Here is a 19,814-nt window from a genome sequence, read left to right on the forward strand (position 1 = left end):
CTTCGGTGCTTGGTCATATCAGATTATGTATTTTACATTCAGGCTTGGGCCTGCTGACCCATCACTTCATCAAAAGTCAGTACTTTATCAGTCACTTTTGCTTTGCCTAATACATAATCAACTACATTCTGCTCAATGGCTAATGAAGTAGGTGCCTGAAGATTTTTTCTATCGCTGTAGTACCAGTCGATAACTTCCTGCGGATCTTCATAGCTATCAGCAAATTCGTTAATAACGTTACGCACCTGCTCTTCTGTCGGTTCAAGCTTTTCTTCACGAACTAACTCACCCATAATCAGGCTGATGGCAACACGACGGCTGGCCTGTTCGTTAAACATGTCCAGTGGTAATTCCAGATCTTTCTGATCCATACCTTGAGCAGCAAAATTTTCTTTCATTCTTGCTGCCATGCTTTTAGCTTCTTCTGTAATCAGTGAGGAAGGTACTTCGATCGGTGTTGCAGCCAGTAATGCATTAATTGCACTGTCTTTAGTCATTTCGCTAACGCGACGGTTTACTTCACGGCTGACATTTTTTTTGATTTCAGCACGCATTTTTTCGACATCACCGTCTTCAATACCAAGTGACTTGGCAAATTCTTCATTTACTTCCGGCAGAACTGCTTCAGAAACGTTTTTCAGAGTAATAGTGAAATTTGCGGTTTTTCCTGCCAGCTCTTTACTTTGGTAATCTTCCGGAAAAGTAACGGCAACTTCTTTTACATCATCTTCTTTCATGCCAGCAATACCTGCTTCAAAATCCGGCAGCATCTGGCCTTTGCCCAGCATAAACGGATAATTTTCAGCAGTACCGCCAGCAAAGGCTTCACCGTCAATTTTGCCGGCAAAATCAATAATAACCCGATCGCCTTCACGAGCCTCACGTTCAACATGATTAAAACGGGTACGCTGCTGGCGCAGAATATCAACAGTTTTATCTATTTCTGCATCACCGATTTCTGTGCTGAACTTCGTTACTTCCTGATTACTTAAATCACCGACTTTGATTTCTGGAAACTCTTCAAATACTACGGCAATTTTATAAACTTTTTCATCATCCTGATCGGCATCTTCCAAAGCAGTCAGGCTTTTCAGACCAGCAACTTTTAGTTTTTCAGCTACAATGGTATCTTCAAACGCTTTATGGGTCATTTCGTTCAGTACTTCGTCACGAATACCATAGCCGTACATAGAGTCGATTATTCTCAGCGGTGCTTTACCGGGACGAAAGCCATCAACACGGGCACGTTTCTGTGCTACTTTCATGCGTGCGTTGACTTTTGCTCTGATGTCTTCCCAGTTCAGAGCTAAAATGATTTTACGCTCTAAATTATCTAATTTTTCTACTGTTACGCTCATCGTAAACCCTTAGATGTCAGTTGATCTGATTTTGGTTTCATTTGTCTTAAGCTACTGCTTTTGGGCTGTACGCACACGGGCATTTACTCATGCAGACAAAAATTAAATGGCAAGTGTACCATAAGCCCTTATAAAAACCTATGTAGTGATAAAAACACTTACTGCTGTTCATGTTTAGTTGTTTTTACAATTTGTTTTCATTATACGCTGCACCTCATGCCAGCAGCCATCTGCACGCTCTTCAACCACTGCAACCATACCCTGGCGGATTTGCTTAATCAGATTGAAGGTAACTATAGCATTACTACTGATGCGTGCAGGAGACAGAAAAGATAAATGGTCAAGTACGTAAAAACGACTATTTTCTGAGCATTTAAATTCATCCCAGTTTTCTACATAATTACCTTGCCAGCTCAAAGAATTTAATGGTGCTGGCAATTGTTGCTGCGGTTCAAGCATAAACAGCATACCGCGAATAATGCTGGCATGTTGCAATTGCTCATGCTCCAAAGATAAATCTTTCAGGATATTTTTAGCTGCAGGCTCCGTGCTTAACCTGAGTTGCTGCTGGATTTTATGTATTTTATTAATAAGCTGATCAGTCGGATTCAGACCGGTAAAGTTTTCAGGTTGATTTGACCGGCTGCCATAATATTTAGTTGCTAACTCCAGATGGTAAATACTTTCGTTTAACTGTACGATAAAATCGAAAGCCCCCAATGTTTGCTGATTATGCTGAACCTGCACATTATGTGCAATCAGTCTGCTGTGCGGAGCATGTAAAAACCAATACCTGAGTAAACGTTCTGCATAAATGCCCAGGCGGCTCTGATATCCGCCATGTTTTTTCAGAAATAAATACAGGCTTTCAGGCTGCTCATCCAGAGAAAGTAAAAATCGGAATCCTTCATCTCCCAATAGTACTGAAACTGGTATCTCGGCAAATGATATCCATGGAGGTGGTGCCGTTAACAGACTGGCCAGATCGCGTACGATCGTTTTTTTTAAACGCCACCAAATCGGATCTGAAGAATAATTCATACTGGCACCCTTTTCTTTTGCAGACAAATATTTACAATATAATACTAATTTTGATTTTTTTGTAATTGCTGACTAACAGTATTGTAGAATCCGCGCAAGACATCGATATCTTCTGTGCTTAACTGTGCACGGTCGAACATTGCAGCCATGCGTCGCATCAGCCTTTTTTCATTGCGCCGGTTAAAGAAGCCGGCCAAATTCATTACCTGTTGTAAATGTTCTACCATACCGCTTGTTTGCTGATGAGTAGCCAGATTCTGCTCTTGTTTTAGATGTGTCATACTGATATCAACATGGCTGAACATTTCATAACATATAATTTGTACCGCCTGGGCCAAATTAAGAGAAAAATAATCCGGATTACCATTAATAGTAATCAGACGATTGCAACTTTGAACTTCATCTATACTTAATCCAAAAGTTTCATTTCCAAATACCAGTGCTATTTGCTGACCTGTACCGGCTGCCGAAATTAATGAGGGCATGATTTCCCGCGGAGTATGTAGCGGAGCGGACAACTCACGCCGCCGGCTGGTTAAGGCGCAAGATAAAATAGTATCTGCAAGAGCATCATCCAGTGTAGCGACAATCCGTGCATTTTCCAGTACATCACGAGCACCTGAGGCCAGGATAAAGCTTTCTTCAGGTAATACAAATGCAGCTGGATTGGCATAATCGAATTTAGCAGGATCAGATGTCATCGGTGTTTGCATCAAATTCGGTGCAACAAGAGTAAGTCTGGTTAAACCCATTGTTTTCATGGCTCTTGCTGCAGATCCGATATTGGCAGGATGACTGGTTCGGCTAAGTACAATAGTAATGTTGTTGAGAAAATCCGGTAGAACAGGTTTATTCATATCAGTGATTAATACAGACATCTGCTGAATGCAGAAATTCTGCGTATTATAGCAAAATCAGACCCCTCAATCTGCTATGAGAGCATAATTTTGGCAAAAACACTTTTTGTCGTATAATTGGCAATATTCTGTTTATATTGCCGCAGTGTTTCTATGCGGCATTTGTTCTTTAAAATACCCATTGTATATCTGTTTTAGCTTTTAAGCCCTATCTCGAGAATTAGCATGAATCCTATATTAACTACTGCGTGGAAAGCAGCACGTAAAGCCGGCCAAATGATGCATCGCGCCAGCAGCAATTTAAATAACATTAAAATTGATAACAAAGCTGCTAATGATTTTGTTTCAGATGTAGACCGTGAGGCTGAGCATATTATTGTTAACACTATTCAGGAAGTCTATCCTCATCATGCTGTTTTGAGTGAAGAGGTTGGTCATTTAGGTAATACTAATGCGGAATATCAATGGATTATTGATCCGCTGGACGGTACAACCAATTATTTACACGGACATAAACAGTACGCTATTTCTATGGCTTTGCTGCATAAAGGTACTTTAGCCGAAGCACTGGTTTATGCACCGGAACAGAATGATTTATATGTTGCCAGCCGGGGTCAGGGTGCTTTGCTTAATGATAAACGTATTCGGGTTAGCAATCGAAGTGACTTATTGCGCAGCCTGATAGCCACAGGTTTTCCAGTTGTTGACCAAAGCATGATGGATACTTATCTGGCAATTTTAAAAGACGTACTGGCTAAAACAGCCGGTGGTCGCAGAGAAGGTTCTGCTGCTCTGGATTTATGTAATGTTGCCTGCGGCAGAGTTGACGGATATTTTGAGTTTAACCTGAACCCCTGGGATATTGCCGGTGGTGCTCTGATTGTGCAGGAAGCTGGCGGTATTGTTACTGATATGCATGGTGAACAAACTTGGTTGGATAGTGGGGATATTGTTGCTGCAAATCCCAAAATTCTTGCCCAGCTTTTACAAATTATTGCTCCGCATTTAGCTGTATAATGTTTTTATGGCAAATTGCTCCGGTTAAGGTCATTCGGGTACAACAAATTTTATATCTGCTTTTATAAAGATGATAATTATGAAAAAAATTTTGTTTTCGACTTTATTGGCTTCATATGCAGGTTTGGTATTGGCACAAGGTATTGCTGCTAATCATGCATGGGCACGGTTCAGTGTGCCGGGAATGTCTTCCAGTGGTGTATTTATGGATTTGGATAATCATTCAGGTAAAGATGATGTTTTACTGAGTGTATCCAGCCCGGTGGCAATGTCTGGTGAAGTGCATGAAACAACTGAAGTAGATGGCGTTATGAAAATGCGCCCTTTACCGCAAGGTTTGCCCTTACCTGCCGGTAAGGTGACCCAGCTTCAACCGGGGAAAATGCATATTATGTTAATGGGTTTAAAAAAGCCTTTAGTAAAAGGAACAACAATTCCTGTGCGTTTAACTTTTCGTTATGCCAAACCGTTAATGCTTAATGTTCCTGTCAGTGTCGGTTCTTCTGCTTCAGATAATCATCATATGCATCATTAGTTTTGCAGCCAGTCTGTTAAACAGGCTGGCATTTATCTTTATCTTACAATCTCTGGTCTTTCAATAGATTCGTCTACTTGATTGACTAAGCTGATTGTTGGCTTCTAATTTAATCAGTAGGATATTTTTTTATTGATTGAATTTGTTTTATATAAAAATATATTTTGTTTCTTTGTTCTGATGATAAATTAGAACAAAGTTTTTGAGAATAATCCAATTTTAATTCAATATGATTTCCTTATTGCATTCAGGCAAATTCTGGTTGAAGCTGATCGTATTCAGCTGCCTGAGCATTATCCTTTTGCTGGCCATTGATATAGCCGTTTTGCATTATTTATTTAATGCAGAAGAAATTAATAAACGGGCAAATGCCATGATGGCAAATAGTGGCCATCAGGTTGTTTTTGACCAGGATATAAACCGTGCTATGTTTCCACGCCCGACAGTTACTTTGCACAATGTACGTATTAAAAATAAATTAAGCAAAGCCGACGATATTCATATTGATGATATGAAAATTGGTTTAGGGTGGCAAAGTTTGTTTGGTCGCATGACAATTGAAAAATTACAGCTTACAAATGCACACGTTAATCTTGTTAGAGATAGTCAAGGGCAATGGAATTTGAGCGATTTATGGGAACAACAACAAAAAAATAATCAATTGAAAATTAATCGCTTTATTTTGGAAAATGCCAGCTTCCGTATCAATGACGGACAAAATATTCAGAAAATTAATCAGCTAAATTTACAATGGCATAATCTTGGTAATAACAGTTTGCTTAAACTGGATGGGACGCTCAGCGGCCAATACATGCAGACTATGCAATGTCAGCTAAGTGCTGTTTACCGTCCTGATGCGGTTATGCAGTGGCAGGATGTCAATCTGGAAGTAAAAACTAAGCTACCTTCTTTGGGCGATAGTAATGGCCAATGGCATTTTGATGCGCGCTGGCTGCCTCAGCAGCAGCTTTTTCAGACAACTGCTGTCCAATGGCAATGGCACAGTCAGCATAATCAGTTGCATATATCAGGTAATGGTCAGAACTGGCAACTTGGTTGGGCTAAACTATTATTACCACAATTGAACGGTGTGGCTACCGCACAAATTGGTGATAATGAGATTAATGCAACTTTATCTGCCAGTAATACCAGCTGGATACAGAATCAATGGTCTTTATCACAGTTTCAGATTGATAGTGGATGGCAAAGTCATTTATATCAAACTGCTTTAACCGTGAGCGGTCAGTTAAACTGGCTGGATATGCGGCATTGGAAAATTAGTAATTTATCGGTTAACAGCCATCAGGATGCTGTTAATGCTCTGCCTTATTTGCGGTTTATCAGTGATCTGACGGGCAGTCTTCATGGAGATGACAACGGTAATGCACAGTTAGTATTACAAGGTCAGTTCGATAATCAACCTGTGGATATTAACTTAAATTACCAAAGTGATAAAAATTCAGGAAAAGTGAATGGAAATATTCATCTTGTTCAGCTAAATTTACGCCCGTATATAGATAATACTACCGGTATACTTCCGTCTGACTGGCAAAAGTTGTGGCAAAACTGGTTTAAAAACCGTTCTGTTAATACCCTACTTAATATCGATTCTTTGCAGACGCATAAAGTGCAACTGAATCAGCTGAAAACCAATCTTTCAATTGATGCGCATAATTTTACACTGCAACCATTCAGTATTCAGATGTATGGCGGAAACAGTCAGGGAATGTTACAGATTAGTAATGCCAATCCTTTGAGCTGGAAAATTCAGCAACATGTAAATAATGTGCAGATAAAATCTTTTCTTCAGGATACATTTGGCTGGCAAAACCTTGATGGAACTGCAGATGCCGATTTTGAGTTACATGGTAATGGTATTAATCGTCAGCAATGGCTGTCGAGTCTGACTGGTAATGCTAAATTACAAATTCATCAGGGTTTCTGGAACGGGATTGATGTCAATAATATTCTGCAAAACAGCGAGAATCAGACTACCGTTGCTTATAATGAAACCAGCCAAACGCCATTCCGTAATATTAAGCTGTTTATTCCGGTAGAGAACGGTAAGAGTAAAAACGGACGAATAGAATTGCATGCTGATAACTTTGATATTAAAGGAACGGGTAGTGTTAAATGGCTACAGCAGCAAATGGATTATAATGTGCTGATTGCTACTCGGCGTGCTCAGCAGCAAAATTTACTGCCATTACGCATTAATGGCACTTTTAGCCGCCCTTCCTTTACAATTGATTATCAGAAACTGACTGCCGGTTTACACACTTCACAACAAAAACAGGACAGTTTGCGGCAAACATTACAGCAGCAATGGTTATGGCTGAATCAGGGAGCTAGTTCTTCTTCCGAAACTCATACCTCTGCTCGTCAGCCATGAGCGTTTATACTTTCCACGGGTGGCCGAAGCCAGATGAACTGGCTGAGAAGATAGGCAGTGATGAGCAGGCAGAAATCATAATAATTGCACAAGACTGGCCTGAGTCTTTAACTGCACAATCACCTGCTGGCCAGATTATTGTACAGCTCTGGCTTGAAGCCAAAATATTCTGGCAGCACCAACCGGTATTTAGTTATCCATTTCGTCATGCAGGTAAATTTATTCTTATTCAGCCGCATGTATATGAACAATGGGTTCAGTTTAATCCCGGTATAATCTGTACAAGTATGACGCCCGTTTATTCTGAATTCAGATATAAACCATGGCTTACCTTGCCGGATTTATTACCGATTAAATCCGTTGTGGTGATTGGCGCAGGTATTGCCGGAGCTGCCACTGCTTTTGCTCTGGCAAAGCGTGGTATAGCAGTAACAGTCATAGAACAGCATACAATTGCCAGCGCAGCCTCAGGCAATCATCTTGGTCTGTTATACGCAAAAATTTCTGCCCATGCTACGGTTCAGACTGAGCTACTACTAGCTGGCTATGGCTACAGCCGGGCACTGCTCAGCAACTGTTTGCCTTCCGGTCAGGGTTGGCTGGATTGTGGTGTTATCCATCTGAATTACAATTCAAAAGAACAGCAACGTAATATGCTGTTGGCTAATCAAAATCCGCAAAGTAAATTATTTCATGCTGTTACACAGGAAGAAGCCAGTCAGATTGCCGGTATAGATTTGCCGCATAGTGGTTTATGGTGGCCTTATGGCGCTGCAATTAATCCTCTCAGCTGGATTCAGAATATGCTCAGGCACCCGCTGATTCAGGTATTAACAACAACGAAAGTAAATGCCATTTGCCGGCAAAAGGATTTATGGCAGATAGATTGTCAGAATCAGCTTGAGGTATTTTCACTTAATGCATCACATATTGTCATTTGTGCCGGAGCCGAAAGTAATTTTTTGTATCCGGTAGCCGGATGGCCGCTTCATAAAATACGCGGTCAGACAACTACAGCCAGTATAAAACAGGAGGCTGTACAGCCACACTGCGCATTGAGTGCAAATAGTTATATTACCCCGCAATGGCGTGATAAATTGTGTTTTGGCGCTACCTTTCATCCCAATCAAACCAATGATGATTTAACCAGTGAAGACGAAAAAGAAAACTGGCAGCAATTACGCCAATGGATGCCGTATCTTGCAGCTAACTTAGATTCTGATATCCCTTTGCAGGGACATGCAGCCATACGCTGTGATGCTTATGATCATTTACCGGTTGTCGGACCAATCGGCGATACTTCTGCTATGTTCAAGTATTATGCGCAGTTGCGTATGGATAAAAACTACCCGCTTACCCAGCCCTGTCCATGGCTGCCGGGAGCATTTATTAATACCGCTCATGGCAGCCGTGGATTGATTACTGCTCCGCTATGCGCTGAAGCTATAGCTGCATCTATTCTTGGTTTGCCCTCTCCTTTATCGGTACGCTTACAGCAGGCTTTACATCCGAATCGTTTACCCATCAGGATGCTCACTCATCACCAATCATTCACATTTGCTGCACAGACTAAGTAACATTTTGCATATATATAATGTTATAGGGTATCATTTATGTAATGTTATATAGTAACATTCTTGATTAAAATTGCTTATTAAAGGCTCAGTATGTTTTCACTCTTGCTTTGCGGAGCAATAAAACGTCTGTCATGGGTAAGCCTGATTCTGGTTTTACTCTGGTTAATGTATGCATGGGCGGTGTGCGGATCATGAGTATTCAGCTTGAAAATGTTACTGTGAGCTATAGACATCGACCGGCTATTCATCATATCAATATTGATTTTAATATGAATGAGATGTGGGCTATATTTGGTCCAAACGGAGCGGGTAAATCAACTTTGCTTAAAGCCATTATGCATCTTGTTCGCCCTGATAGCGGCCAAATTAGCTGGGGAAAATTGCAGCGCTCTGATATTGCTTATCTGCCTCAGCAGTCGGATATTGATCGTAGCCAGCCGATGAGTGTATTTGAACTGGTAGCAATGGGTTTATGGTATGAAACCGGTTTTTTTGCCAGTATATCTAAAGCCATGTATCAGCGAATTTTTAATGTACTTAACCAGGTAGGGATGTTGCAATATAAAGACCGCAGTATTGCTCAGCTTTCTAACGGACAGTTTCAACGCATATTGCTGGCGCGTATGCTGATTCAGAATGCAAGTGTATTATTACTGGATGAACCATTTAATGCTGTCGATGCGTCAACCACATTTGCTTTACTGGATATACTCAAGACATATCAGCAGCAACAAAAATGTACTGTTATTACCGTTTTGCACGATTATGAACAAGTACAAGCCTATTTCCCCAATACTCTATTAATTGCCCGTGAAAAAATTGCAGCAGGTAAAACGGATAAAGTAATAACAGAAAATAATCTGCAAAAGGCAGCGGCAGCTATGCAGCAATATGAACAAAACCAGTGGTGTGACAGGTAAAACTGATGAATATTGTCCATTTACTTACAGAACCCTTTGCTGATTATGATTTTATGCGTTATGCACTCTGCTCTATTGTATTTCTTGCTTTGGGGACGGCACCGGTAGGGGTTTTTCTGATGATGCGCCGCATGAGTCTGGTTGGTGATGCTTTAGGCCATGCAATTTTACCGGGTGCTGCCGCTGGTTATATGATTGCCGGTCTCAGTCTGCCTGCAATGAGTTTAGGTGGCTTTATTGCCGGTTTACTGATGGCTTTACTGGCCGGTCTGGCCAGCCGCTTTGCCGATGTACGTGAAGATGCCAGCTTTGCAGCTTTTTTTCTTACCTGTCTGGCTTTAGGCGTGGTATTGGTCAGTCGTGGTGGTAATAGCGTCGATTTACTGAATTTATTATTCGGTTCAATTTTATCGGTTGATCGCGCAGCCTTAACTTTGGTTGCGGTAGTCAGCAGTATAACCATGCTGGTACTGGCTGTTATTTACCGGCCGCTAATGCTGGAAAGTATCGATCCGCTGTTTCTGCGTGCCGTAAACGGAAAAGGGACACTCTGGCATATTATCTTTTTAATACTTGTCGTTTTGAATCTGGTAGCTGGTTTTCAAGCCTTAGGTACCTTGATGTCTGTAGGCTTGATGATGTTACCGGCTATCAGCGCAAGGTTATGGCATAAAACAATGGGCGGTATGATGACCATTGCTGCCGGTATTGCCATAGTTTGCGGATTTATCGGATTACTGCTTTCTTACTATATAGATCTGCCTTCAGGTCCGGCAATTATTTTGTGTTGTGGTTTTGTTTATATTCTGTCTTTATTTATTGGTTGTGAAAACGGTATTTTATGGCGGTTATATAAACGTCACCATCATCGTATTACCTGAAAAAATTTCAGTAAACTTATTTTAGGATATTAATTGATGAAACGTGGTCTGTTTATCTTTCTGTTAACTTTATTTCTGACTGGTTTTGCCAGCATAATTCATGCAGCACCATTACCGGTGATCACAAGCTTTAGTATTCTGGGAGATGTTACACGGCAAATCGGCGGTGAACGAGTACAGGTACGAAGCCTGATTGGTACTGATCAGGATGCGCATATGTATCAGTTAGTAAGTAAAGATTTACGTGACATGCGTACTGCTAAACTGATTTTGCTTAATGGACTTGGGCTTGAACCTCTTGCTTTGCAACGTGCCGCTCAGCAAAGCCGAGTACCGTTGTTTACTGTTACTCAGAACATTAAACCGTTAATGCTGGCTGATGATGGTCACGGACATCATCAGCATACCGATCCGCATGTCTGGAATGACCCTATTCTCATGCAAATATATGCACGCAACATTGCTAATGCTCTGATTAGTGTGGATCCGCAAGGTAAAGCCTATTATCAGCAGCGTCTGACTGCATATCAGCAACAACTTGCCGGATTGAATAACTGGGCAAGCAAAATGTTTAATGCAGTGCCTGCAGAAAAACGAAAAGTGTTAACCGGACATGATGCTTTCGGTTATATGGCAAAACGTTACAGGATTGAATTTATTGCGCCACAAGGTATGAGCACCGAAGCAGAGCCTTCTGCCCGTCAAGTTGCTGCTATTATCAGCCAGATCCGGCGCGATCATATTAAAGCTATATTTATGGAAAACATAAAAAATCCGAAGATGGTTCAGCGTATTGCCAGCGAGACTCAAACCAAAATATCTGGTCGTCTTTATTCTGATGCACTGAGCAAAGGTGCTCCGGCAGCTACATACATTGATATGTTCCGTTATAATGTAAATGCCATATGCAGTGCGATGAAATAAATTTACAGATAAGCATATAGTCAGAGCTGTCTATATGCTGTTTTTAATTTTGTAAAGCCTGCCGCCAGTTGTGTATATCTGTCTGGCGGTTTTGCTCAAAATTTTCCAGCATTTCCAGTTCAAAACTGGAAAAACCGGCTTGTTCTCGTGCTTGCAGATTAACATAGCCGCGAAAAATAAATAAATCATAACGACTGAGTAAGCGACGAAATAATGTCAGTGGCTCAAGTCCGCGCTGTTTACATAAATACTGATACCAGTAATTTCCCGCACGTACATGCCCTACTTCTTCCCGATAGATAATATCCAGTACAGCACAAGTTTCATCATCCCCTTTTTGAGCAATTTTCTTACGCATTCCCGGTGTTACATCCAACCCTCGTGCTTCCAGTACTCTGGGTACTAAAGCCATACGCAATAATGGATCAAATGCAGTTTTATAAGCCATATCCCATAAATGATTATGAGCAGAAAAGTCTCCATAATCATACCCGGTTGCTTGCAAACGCTGACGCATGAGCTGAAAGTGTTTTGCTTCTTCAGCAGCAATTCGTACCCAATCGCGAGTGAACTCTTCCGGTAATAATCTGAATCGGTAGGCTACGTCTAAAGCCAAATTGATTGCATTAAATTCAATATGACAAACTGCATGCAACAAAGCTGCATAACCTTCTATAGTAGTTAATTTTCTGTTTGTAACTCTGGAGGGAGGCACTAACTCAGGTTTCGGCGGATGTCCGGCCAGACGAAAATCTTTTATTTCATCTGTCTCATCCCTTCTCAGACTATTCGCAGGTGTATCTAAGCACAGTTGTTGTGCTGTTAAACTTAGCGTACATTTTTCCTCAGGCTGGCAACTCAATAAAGCAGATTCGAGTAATAAGACAATAGACATATATAGAAGTTACGTTATGGAAAAATTATGATTGAGTATACATGTCCTGCCGCTGCTAAATAAACCGCAATTTAATATGATTTAACATTTTAATGGTTTTAATCAGCTATTATGAATTACAATATCAATTTATTAATATATAAAAGGATTAAAAATGTATTATTCACACACAACAAAAACTGTTTTTTTAACTTTGACTTTAGCAGTTTCAATTCCTGCGCTAGCTGATCATAATTGGCAAACCTGTAAAGAAAAACAGCAACAGATTGAAAAACAATTGCAATATGCACAGGCTAACCATAATCAAAAGCAAATTAACCGGCTGAATGCACAAAAAGCAGACATCATTCAAAATTGCTCAAATGATGATTTACGACAAAAATACACTCAGAAAATTAATAAATTGAACAACAAAATCAGTGAAACACAGCGTAAACTGGCCAAGGCTCAGGCTAATGGAGATACAGAAAAAATTGCTGAATTACAAAATAAATTAAACGAAAATACTTCAAAGCTTCAACAGGCTAAACAGAATTTAGCCCATTTTGAGCAGGCAGCTAAATATTAAATCCACCAATATTGCTAATGAAAGAGCTTTTCACTTAAGTCTTTTTCATCAGCATATTTATTTCCAGAAATTTCTTGGAAATTTTATTTAAACTTGAAAAATCTATATATTATTATTGATAGTACTTTGGTCAGATATTTTTAAACTCCTTGTTGTTAAAGATTATTGTTAGCTATTTATCATGACACAATAATTCGGTGATTATTCAAACAGAGATTAATAGCTTAATTTAGTTTCATCTTTGTTCAGGAACAGCTAAAATATTCATTAGTAGTTCATCAAAGGAGTAATTAATGCGAATTTTAAGTAAAGCAATACTAACCGGCTTTATGACTATCAATTTAACTCTGGCCTATGCCGGAGGTCTTGATACTCTGCAAAAATTCAATTCCGATACAGATGGTATTTCTGGTCAGTTTAGTCAGACTGTTCACAGTAAAAAGCGTACTCAAACTACTTCAGGAACATTTTCCATTCAGCGCCCGGGACTTTTCCGCTGGGAATATACACAGCCATATAAGCAAACTATTGTTGGTGATGGTAAAACTGTCTGGTTATATGATCAGGACTTGGCTCAGGTAACCAAGCGCTCTCAGAATCAGACTATTGGCGACTCCCCGGCAGCTATTCTTTCGAATAAATCAGCTTTGAATGCCAATTATACATTGTCAGATGATGGCAGCAGTAATGGTATTGATTATGTTCGGGCCATTCCCAAACGAAACGATACCGGCTATCAGAATATTCGTATTGGCTTTCGTGGTAACAATCTGGCCAATATGCAGCTAAAAGACAGTTTTGGTAATCAGACTACGATTACTTTCAGTCAACTTAATACTCATCCGCAGTTTAATCGCAATCAGTTCAAATTTACACCGCCTAAAGGTGTAGATGTATTAAGCCAGTAAAATAGATTAATAGCACAACAGGCAGCTTATACCTGCCTGTTTTATATTGCTTATTAACTTGATGTCAGCAACGATATACGTATGAGCGTCCGTTATGAACACCCCGGCACCAGCGCGGACGGAACATCATCCAGTCCATATCATCATCCCATCTGCGCTGCATTGCCCAGTTCTGCGCCTGCTGCAATTTAATTTTGTTAATATAATTATTCCATGCCAGCTTGTAACAACTCTGAAAAATAGGCAAATTAACTCTTTGCCGGTATTCTTCTGCTAATTTGGCATTGGCAGGATCAGATAAAAATGTCGGGTTTTGCATTTGTTGCTGCATTAATTCAGCAGTCCGGGTATCACACTGTGCAGCCAGATCCAGTTGCAGTTTTTGCTGTGCAGCCTTTTCTGCCGCTGCACGCTCGGCCTGACGGGCAGCTTTTTGCTCAGGTGTAGCACAAGCAGCCAATGCTAAAACGACTATGCTTAAATAGCAAATTTTCCGCCAATACATACAGATTCCTTTTATCCGATTACTTTCAGAATTTTATAATTATACACCAGGACATTATGGCATTTAATTGTTATAGCCGTGATGTTTGGTTTATCGGTTTTCGTTGCCAGTATGGTTTATAAGCCTGTAATGGCTGCCAGCTCAAATTTCGTTCTGATAACGTTGACTGTATTCCTCCCATCTGGTCTGTTCGTAAAAGATTAATATTTTCTTGTGCCAGCAACGCTTGCACCTGAATATGCGGATGACCGTAAGGATTTGCAAAGCCTGCACTGGCCACGGCAAATTGAGGGGCAACTGTCCGGATAAAAGCTGCATCACTTGAATAACGGCTGCCATGATGACCTAAAACTAAAATCTGGCTAAACAATTTATCTCCATAAGCTTTTAGCAAGGCCTGCTCGCCTTTTTTTCCTAAATCGCCGGTTATCAACACGGCTTTATCAGCACTGACTACTCTTAAAACACAGCTATAATCATTTTTTCCTTTTTTATTAGTTGCTACTGGCTGATTAAGAAATTCAAACCAGACATTGTCCCACTGCCAGTTAGCTCCAGCTGTACAAGGATGGACAGGAAACTGATATGCGTTGATTTGTCCGGCGATGATTTTTTTAGGTTGCAGCTGCTTTTTAATCAGTACAGCACCGCCGTCATGATCAGCATCATTATGTGAGAGTACTAGCGTATCAAGTTGCCTGATACCGGCTGCGCGTAAATTAGGTAATAACACTGATTGCGCAGCGTATGCTGTACCCGTATCAAATAATAATTCATGCCCAGCCGTACTAATACTTACAGCCAGACCTTGCCCGACGTCCCATACTCTAACTAATGCTTCACCCTGAGCAGGACGTGGCGGCCGGTAGCTGAGCATTAACAATAAGATAAGCAGGCATAGCGGACGCAGATACCAGCCTCGAGGCAGTAATAAAATTAAAACAGAAAGCATCGCCAGTAACCACAGAGCTAATGGCGCATGTGCTGGATAATATTCCGGCGCATATTCAGCTATTGTGTTCAGTATCTGCATAGTTTTTTCGGTAAGATATGCAGCAAAAGTACGCAAGAAATCTAACGGAACAATCATTGATAATAATGCTATTGGTACCAGAACCAGTGTGAACCAAGGAATGGCCAGAGCATTTACCAATGGCGATATGACAGGTACTGAACCAAAGCAGAAAGCTACCAGTACGACTGAAGCAAGCCCGGCAGCCCACTGTGCCTGCACTAACTGAAACAATTTAATTTTATGATTTACACCTTCCCCTGCCCACATCAGAACTGCAACTAACAAAAAAGAAAGCCAGAAACCAACACTAAGAACGGCCAGAGGGTCAAACAGCAATACAAGTGCTATCGTCAGCCACCAAATTTGAAATGCTCGCAAATACCCCCGCCGCCACGTCAGTGCCAGAATGATAATCATTAGCACACTTCGCTGGGTCGGCACGGCAAATCCGGCCAGAGCACTGTATACAATCGCAGTAATTACTGCTGCACCACGTGTCAGTATCCATGGTTGTGAAACCCGAAAAGGGAGATATTGTAAGCATTTGCTGCACAGCCATGCGGCCAGCATGGCTAACATGCCTACATGTAAGCCGGAAATGCTGACCAGATGATTTAAACCCAAAGGACGGAATACCTGCCATGCCTCAGCCGGTAATGCAGACTGTTCGCCAACCGTAAGTGCTTTTATTAATGCTACCCCCTGCGGATATATCTGAGATTGTGTTTCCCATCGGCCGCCGCACCAGACGCGCCAGTTTGTGAGCTTTTCCTTCCAGCCGGACGCAGCCGGAAGTGCTTTGCGCTTACCTTTTACCACAGTAGCCTGAGCGCTGATATGATTAGCCAGTGACCATGCTTCACGATTGAAACCAACCTTATTAGCTTCACCGATTATGGCTCGCACTTTTGCTTTTATTTGCCATCGGCTGCCAGCCGGCCATTGTTGTTTTGAATAATCAGTCAGTAGCCATTGCTGCTGCCGTCCATCTGGTAATTTAACTTGCGCCACAAAGCGACTGCGTTGCTGTTCATATTGCGGGATATCGCTTACAGTAAGCGTAATATTTTGCACATTTGCTTTATCAGTAAGCGGCCATTGATTTTGTAATAAACTATCCGTGCGCCATAATGCAAATATTATTCCGGCACACAAAGCACAACCAAACAAAAAAACCTGCCAGCGCGTAAACACTCTTAAGACTAACAAAATAAAAAAAACATATATCCACGGTAAAATCGCTGGTGATGGCAGCAGATAAGAACTGCAAACACCCAATACCCACCACGGTAACCATCCACTGACTACGAGAGTTTTTGACATACAAGCTGCTGTTAATTTTAGATAAATATTTATTTGTAATTACCATAACCACATTATACTGAATAATTTAAAAATGTTATTGTAATTTTTTGGCCGTTAAAGCTTTTTTAATACTAGATTTATAAAACTCTGAGTTGATAATAACAGGACAGATAATCATGCATAAAATTAAATCAGGCAGATGAAAAATTTAATACTCGATTAACGGGTTTTATTCAGTTCTATTAAAATTATTAAATCCGGATTAAGATGAAATTCCAATATGTTATTTTGAAAATATACAGTTATTTTTCCAATCTGAATTTTCAGTATCTGTACTGTTGAATTAAATTTAATTAATCTCAGTAATGCCGCTGTGAAAACAAACAAATATGGGTATAATATAAAGTTTGATAATTTTAAGCCAGCTTTAATTAAAAGGACTTAATCACACTATGGCACAACAGCCTGCCGAGGGCGGAAAACTGAAAAAATCATTAAAGAAATACATGCTCACTGGCGTGCTGGTATGGTTACCTATTATTGTAACAATCTGGGTAATCAGTTATATCATTGGCATGGCAGATCAGCTTGTCAACATTCTGCCTGCTCACTGGCAACCTCAGGCAATATTGGGATTCAAGATTCATGGTTTAGGCTTGCTGTTTGCTATTATTGTCGTATTTTTCACTGGCTTACTGGCAGCAAATATGCTCGGACGCAGAATATTCGCTGCCTGGGATGCGTTGTGGGGACGCATTCCTGTCGTAAAGAGTATTTATTCCGGAGTCAAAAAAGTTTCTGAATCTCTATTGTCAGATTCCCGGCAGTCGTTTAAAACGCCCGTATTGGTACCCTTTCCTCAGCCGGATATCTGGACTATTGGATTCGTATCAGGTCACATACCGGATAAACTAGCATCCGCTTTACCGCACCATTCTGAAGAAGCTTCGTCAGATAATTATATTTCAGTATATGTGCCCACTACACCTAATCCGACAGGTGGTTACTATATTATGGTTAACAGTAAAGATGTCCGCGAAATTGATATGAGCGTGGATGATGCACTGAAATATGTTATTTCACTGGGTATGGTGCAGCCGGATGAACCACCGCACAACCAGTCATTACAGGCTATTTTCTCTTTACACAAACCAGCCAAACCGCATTAATGCATGATTGGCCGGAAATGATATTCCTGAATGACACAATTAACCGTAATCATAGTAACAAAGGCATCAAAATGCGAACCAACTATTGTGGCTTAATTAATGAGCAATATCTCGACCAGACTGTTACCGTAAAAGGCTGGGTACATCGCCGCCGCGATCACGGCGGTGTAATATTCATTGACCTGCGCGACCGGGAAGGTATCGTACAGGTAGTGATTGACCCGGATACACCTGAAGCTTTTACTCTGGCTGACTCTGCCCGTAACGAATATGTACTGAGTATTACCGGTCGTGTACGTGCACGTCCTGAAGGTACCAAAAACGATAAAATGATTTCCGGCGGTATTGAACTATTAGCAAAAGAAATTGACATACTCAATACTGCTGCCACCCCGCCATTTTTAATTGATGACGAAAGCATCAGTGAAAATGTACGTCTGACTAACCGCGTAATCGATTTGCGCCGCCCGGTAATGCAAAATAATCTGCGACTGCGCTATCGAGTTGCTATGGCTGTTCGCCGCTATCTGGACAGTCAGGGATTTATAGACATCGAAACACCGATGTTAACCCGCTCTACTCCGGAAGGTGCACGGGACTATCTGGTACCCAGCCGTGTATTTCCGGGTGAATTCTTTGCGTTACCGCAGTCTCCGCAGTTATTCAAACAGCTACTGATGGTGGCAGGATTTGACCGCTATTACCAGATTGTAAAATGTTTCCGCGATGAAGACCTGCGTGCTGACCGTCAGCCGGAATTTACTCAGATAGACCTTGAAACTTCGTTTTTAAGTGAAAACGAAATCATGGATATCACTGAAAACATGGTTAAGCTAGTTTTTCAGGAAGCTCTGGCTGTAGACCTACCTGTTTTCCCGCGCATGAGCTGGCATGAGGCTATGTTCCTGTATGGTTCGGATAAACCGGATTTGCGTGTAAATCTGCAATTTACCGAATTAACCGATTTGATGAAAACGGAAGAGTTTAAAGTATTTCGTGCGGCTGCCGATATGAAAAACGGCCGTGTTGTTGCCTTACGTGTCCCTAATGGTGCCAGCCTGAGCCGTAAGGAAATAGATACCTATACAGAATTTGTTGGTATCTATGGCGCAAAAGGTCTGGCGTATATCAAAGTAAATGACATTAGCAAAGTAAACAATACAGAAGATAGCGGTTTGCAATCCCCGATTGTGAAATTCCTTTCTGATTGTGCTTTACAGTCTATTATTGAGAAAACTGGCGCACAAAATGGCGATATCATTTTCTTCGGTGCTGATAAAGCCAAAGTGGTTAACGAAGCTATTGGCGCGCTGCGCGTTAAAATTGGTCACGAGCATGGTGCTGCTAACGGCTATTTTGCTGACGAATGGCGTCCATTATGGGTAGTTGATTTCCCGATGTTCGAATATGATGAAGAAGAACATCGCTGGTCTGCTATGCATCATCCTTTTACTGCACCTAAGGCCGGTCATGAGGATTTACTGGTATCTGCACCGGATCAGTGTATTGCCCGTGCTTATGATATGGTGCTAAATGGCTGGGAAATCGGTGGTGGCTCTATTCGTATTCATCGTGCAGATATTCAAGAGAAAGTATTTGCTGCGCTGAAAATCACTCCGGAAGAGCAACAGAATAAATTCGGTTTTCTGCTGAACAACCTGAAATTCGGTGCTCCTCCGCATGGAGGTCTGGCGTTTGGTCTGGACCGACTGGTAACCCTGATGGCTGGTGCTGACTCAATTCGTGATGTTATCGCATTCCCGAAAACTCAGCGTTCGCAGGATTTACTGGTAGATGCACCAAATCATGTTGACGAAAAACAATTGCGTGAGCTTGGACTGCGTTTACGTCAAAAAGTTCAGACTGAAGAGAAAAATTAATTTGTTCTTTTGATAAAAAAACTGCCTGATAAATTTTATCAGGCAGTTTTTTTATCATTTAGGCAAA

General features: G+C 41.1%; 17 protein-coding genes. 11 read left to right on the forward strand and 6 right to left on the reverse strand.

Going from position 1 to position 19,814, the window contains the following annotated elements; genetic code table 11:
• Positions 1 to 38: 38 nt before the first annotated feature.
• From tig to H3T84_RS02860, 3 genes are all read right to left on the reverse strand, one after another.
• On the reverse strand, positions 39 to 1,358 hold the full coding sequence (tig, locus tag H3T84_RS02850; protein ID WP_041880161.1) for a trigger factor: 1,320 nt from the start codon (positions 1,356 to 1,358) through the stop codon (positions 39 to 41).
• A gap of 174 nt (positions 1,359 to 1,532) precedes the next feature.
• Positions 1,533 to 2,399, reverse strand: coding sequence for a DUF1853 family protein (locus H3T84_RS02855; protein WP_198217812.1), 867 nt, complete (start codon positions 2,397 to 2,399; stop codon positions 1,533 to 1,535).
• Positions 2,400 to 2,443: 44 nt separating this feature from the next.
• A complete protein-coding gene (locus tag H3T84_RS02860) occupies positions 2,444 to 3,277 on the reverse strand; it encodes an RNA methyltransferase (RefSeq protein ID WP_232346092.1) in 834 nt (277 codons plus the stop codon).
• Positions 3,278 to 3,481: 204 nt separating this feature from the next.
• Between H3T84_RS02860 and H3T84_RS02865 the strand changes: the two genes are divergently transcribed.
• The 7 genes from H3T84_RS02865 (at position 3,482) to H3T84_RS02895 (ending at position 11,502) form a co-directional block, all read left to right on the forward strand.
• Entirely contained in the window at positions 3,482 to 4,273 is a 792-nt protein-coding gene (locus H3T84_RS02865; RefSeq protein ID WP_198217813.1) for an inositol monophosphatase family protein, read from the forward strand.
• Between the two features lie 79 nt (positions 4,274 to 4,352).
• Positions 4,353 to 4,808 carry a copper chaperone PCu(A)C gene (locus H3T84_RS02870; protein WP_157784901.1) on the forward strand — a complete coding sequence of 152 codons (456 nt, stop codon included), beginning with the start codon at positions 4,353 to 4,355 and terminating at the stop codon, positions 4,806 to 4,808.
• A 262-nt stretch (positions 4,809 to 5,070) separates the two neighbouring features.
• The gene (locus tag H3T84_RS02875; RefSeq protein WP_198217821.1) at positions 5,071 to 7,200 is read left to right on the forward strand and encodes an AsmA family protein; all 2,130 of its coding nucleotides are present in this window, start codon (positions 5,071 to 5,073) and stop codon (positions 7,198 to 7,200) included.
• Positions 7,197 to 8,777, forward strand: coding sequence for an FAD-dependent 5-carboxymethylaminomethyl-2-thiouridine(34) oxidoreductase MnmC (gene mnmC, locus H3T84_RS02880; protein WP_198217829.1), 1,581 nt, complete (start codon positions 7,197 to 7,199; stop codon positions 8,775 to 8,777). The genes H3T84_RS02875 and mnmC overlap by 4 nt, the downstream gene beginning before the upstream one ends.
• A gap of 191 nt (positions 8,778 to 8,968) precedes the next feature.
• On the forward strand, positions 8,969 to 9,697 hold the full coding sequence (locus H3T84_RS02885; protein ID WP_099048801.1) for a metal ABC transporter ATP-binding protein: 729 nt from the start codon (positions 8,969 to 8,971) through the stop codon (positions 9,695 to 9,697).
• A 5-nt stretch (positions 9,698 to 9,702) separates the two neighbouring features.
• The gene (locus tag H3T84_RS02890; RefSeq protein ID WP_100125553.1) at positions 9,703 to 10,578 is read left to right on the forward strand and encodes a metal ABC transporter permease; all 876 of its coding nucleotides are present in this window, start codon (positions 9,703 to 9,705) and stop codon (positions 10,576 to 10,578) included.
• A gap of 36 nt (positions 10,579 to 10,614) precedes the next feature.
• Complete coding sequence (locus H3T84_RS02895; protein ID WP_198217831.1) at positions 10,615 to 11,502, forward strand: metal ABC transporter substrate-binding protein; 888 nt, start codon at positions 10,615 to 10,617, stop codon at positions 11,500 to 11,502.
• Positions 11,503 to 11,545: 43 nt separating this feature from the next.
• Here the strand turns inward: H3T84_RS02895 and H3T84_RS02900 are convergent, their stop codons facing one another.
• Positions 11,546 to 12,397: a ferritin-like domain-containing protein gene (locus H3T84_RS02900; RefSeq protein ID WP_198217833.1), complete on the reverse strand. Its 852-nt coding sequence runs from the start codon at positions 12,395 to 12,397 to the stop codon at positions 11,546 to 11,548.
• Positions 12,398 to 12,551: 154 nt separating this feature from the next.
• On the opposite strand from H3T84_RS02900, the gene H3T84_RS02905 reads away from it, so the two are divergent.
• The gene (locus H3T84_RS02905; protein WP_198217835.1) at positions 12,552 to 12,965 is read left to right on the forward strand and encodes a DUF1090 domain-containing protein; all 414 of its coding nucleotides are present in this window, start codon (positions 12,552 to 12,554) and stop codon (positions 12,963 to 12,965) included.
• A 293-nt stretch (positions 12,966 to 13,258) separates the two neighbouring features.
• Positions 13,259 to 13,873: an outer membrane lipoprotein chaperone LolA gene (lolA, locus tag H3T84_RS02910; protein WP_037476355.1), complete on the forward strand. Its 615-nt coding sequence runs from the start codon at positions 13,259 to 13,261 to the stop codon at positions 13,871 to 13,873.
• A gap of 64 nt (positions 13,874 to 13,937) precedes the next feature.
• On the opposite strand, the gene H3T84_RS02915 is transcribed toward lolA, so the two are convergent.
• Complete coding sequence (locus H3T84_RS02915; protein WP_174833403.1) at positions 13,938 to 14,378, reverse strand: hypothetical protein; 441 nt, start codon at positions 14,376 to 14,378, stop codon at positions 13,938 to 13,940.
• A 70-nt stretch (positions 14,379 to 14,448) separates the two neighbouring features.
• A complete protein-coding gene (locus H3T84_RS02920; RefSeq protein ID WP_198217836.1) occupies positions 14,449 to 16,716 on the reverse strand; it encodes a DNA internalization-related competence protein ComEC/Rec2 in 2,268 nt (755 codons plus the stop codon).
• A gap of 434 nt (positions 16,717 to 17,150) precedes the next feature.
• Here H3T84_RS02920 and H3T84_RS02925 point away from each other — a divergent pair, with 434 nt between their 5' ends.
• Complete coding sequence (locus tag H3T84_RS02925) at positions 17,151 to 17,867, forward strand: DUF502 domain-containing protein (RefSeq protein ID WP_025330720.1); 717 nt, start codon at positions 17,151 to 17,153, stop codon at positions 17,865 to 17,867.
• Between the two features lie 71 nt (positions 17,868 to 17,938).
• Entirely contained in the window at positions 17,939 to 19,747 is a 1,809-nt protein-coding gene (aspS, locus tag H3T84_RS02930) for an aspartate--tRNA ligase (RefSeq protein ID WP_198217838.1), read from the forward strand.
• Positions 19,748 to 19,814: the final 67 nt, after the last annotated feature.

It is taken from the genome of Snodgrassella sp. M0110, assembly GCF_016101465.1.
Lineage (GTDB): Bacteria > Pseudomonadota > Gammaproteobacteria > Burkholderiales > Neisseriaceae > Snodgrassella > Snodgrassella alvi.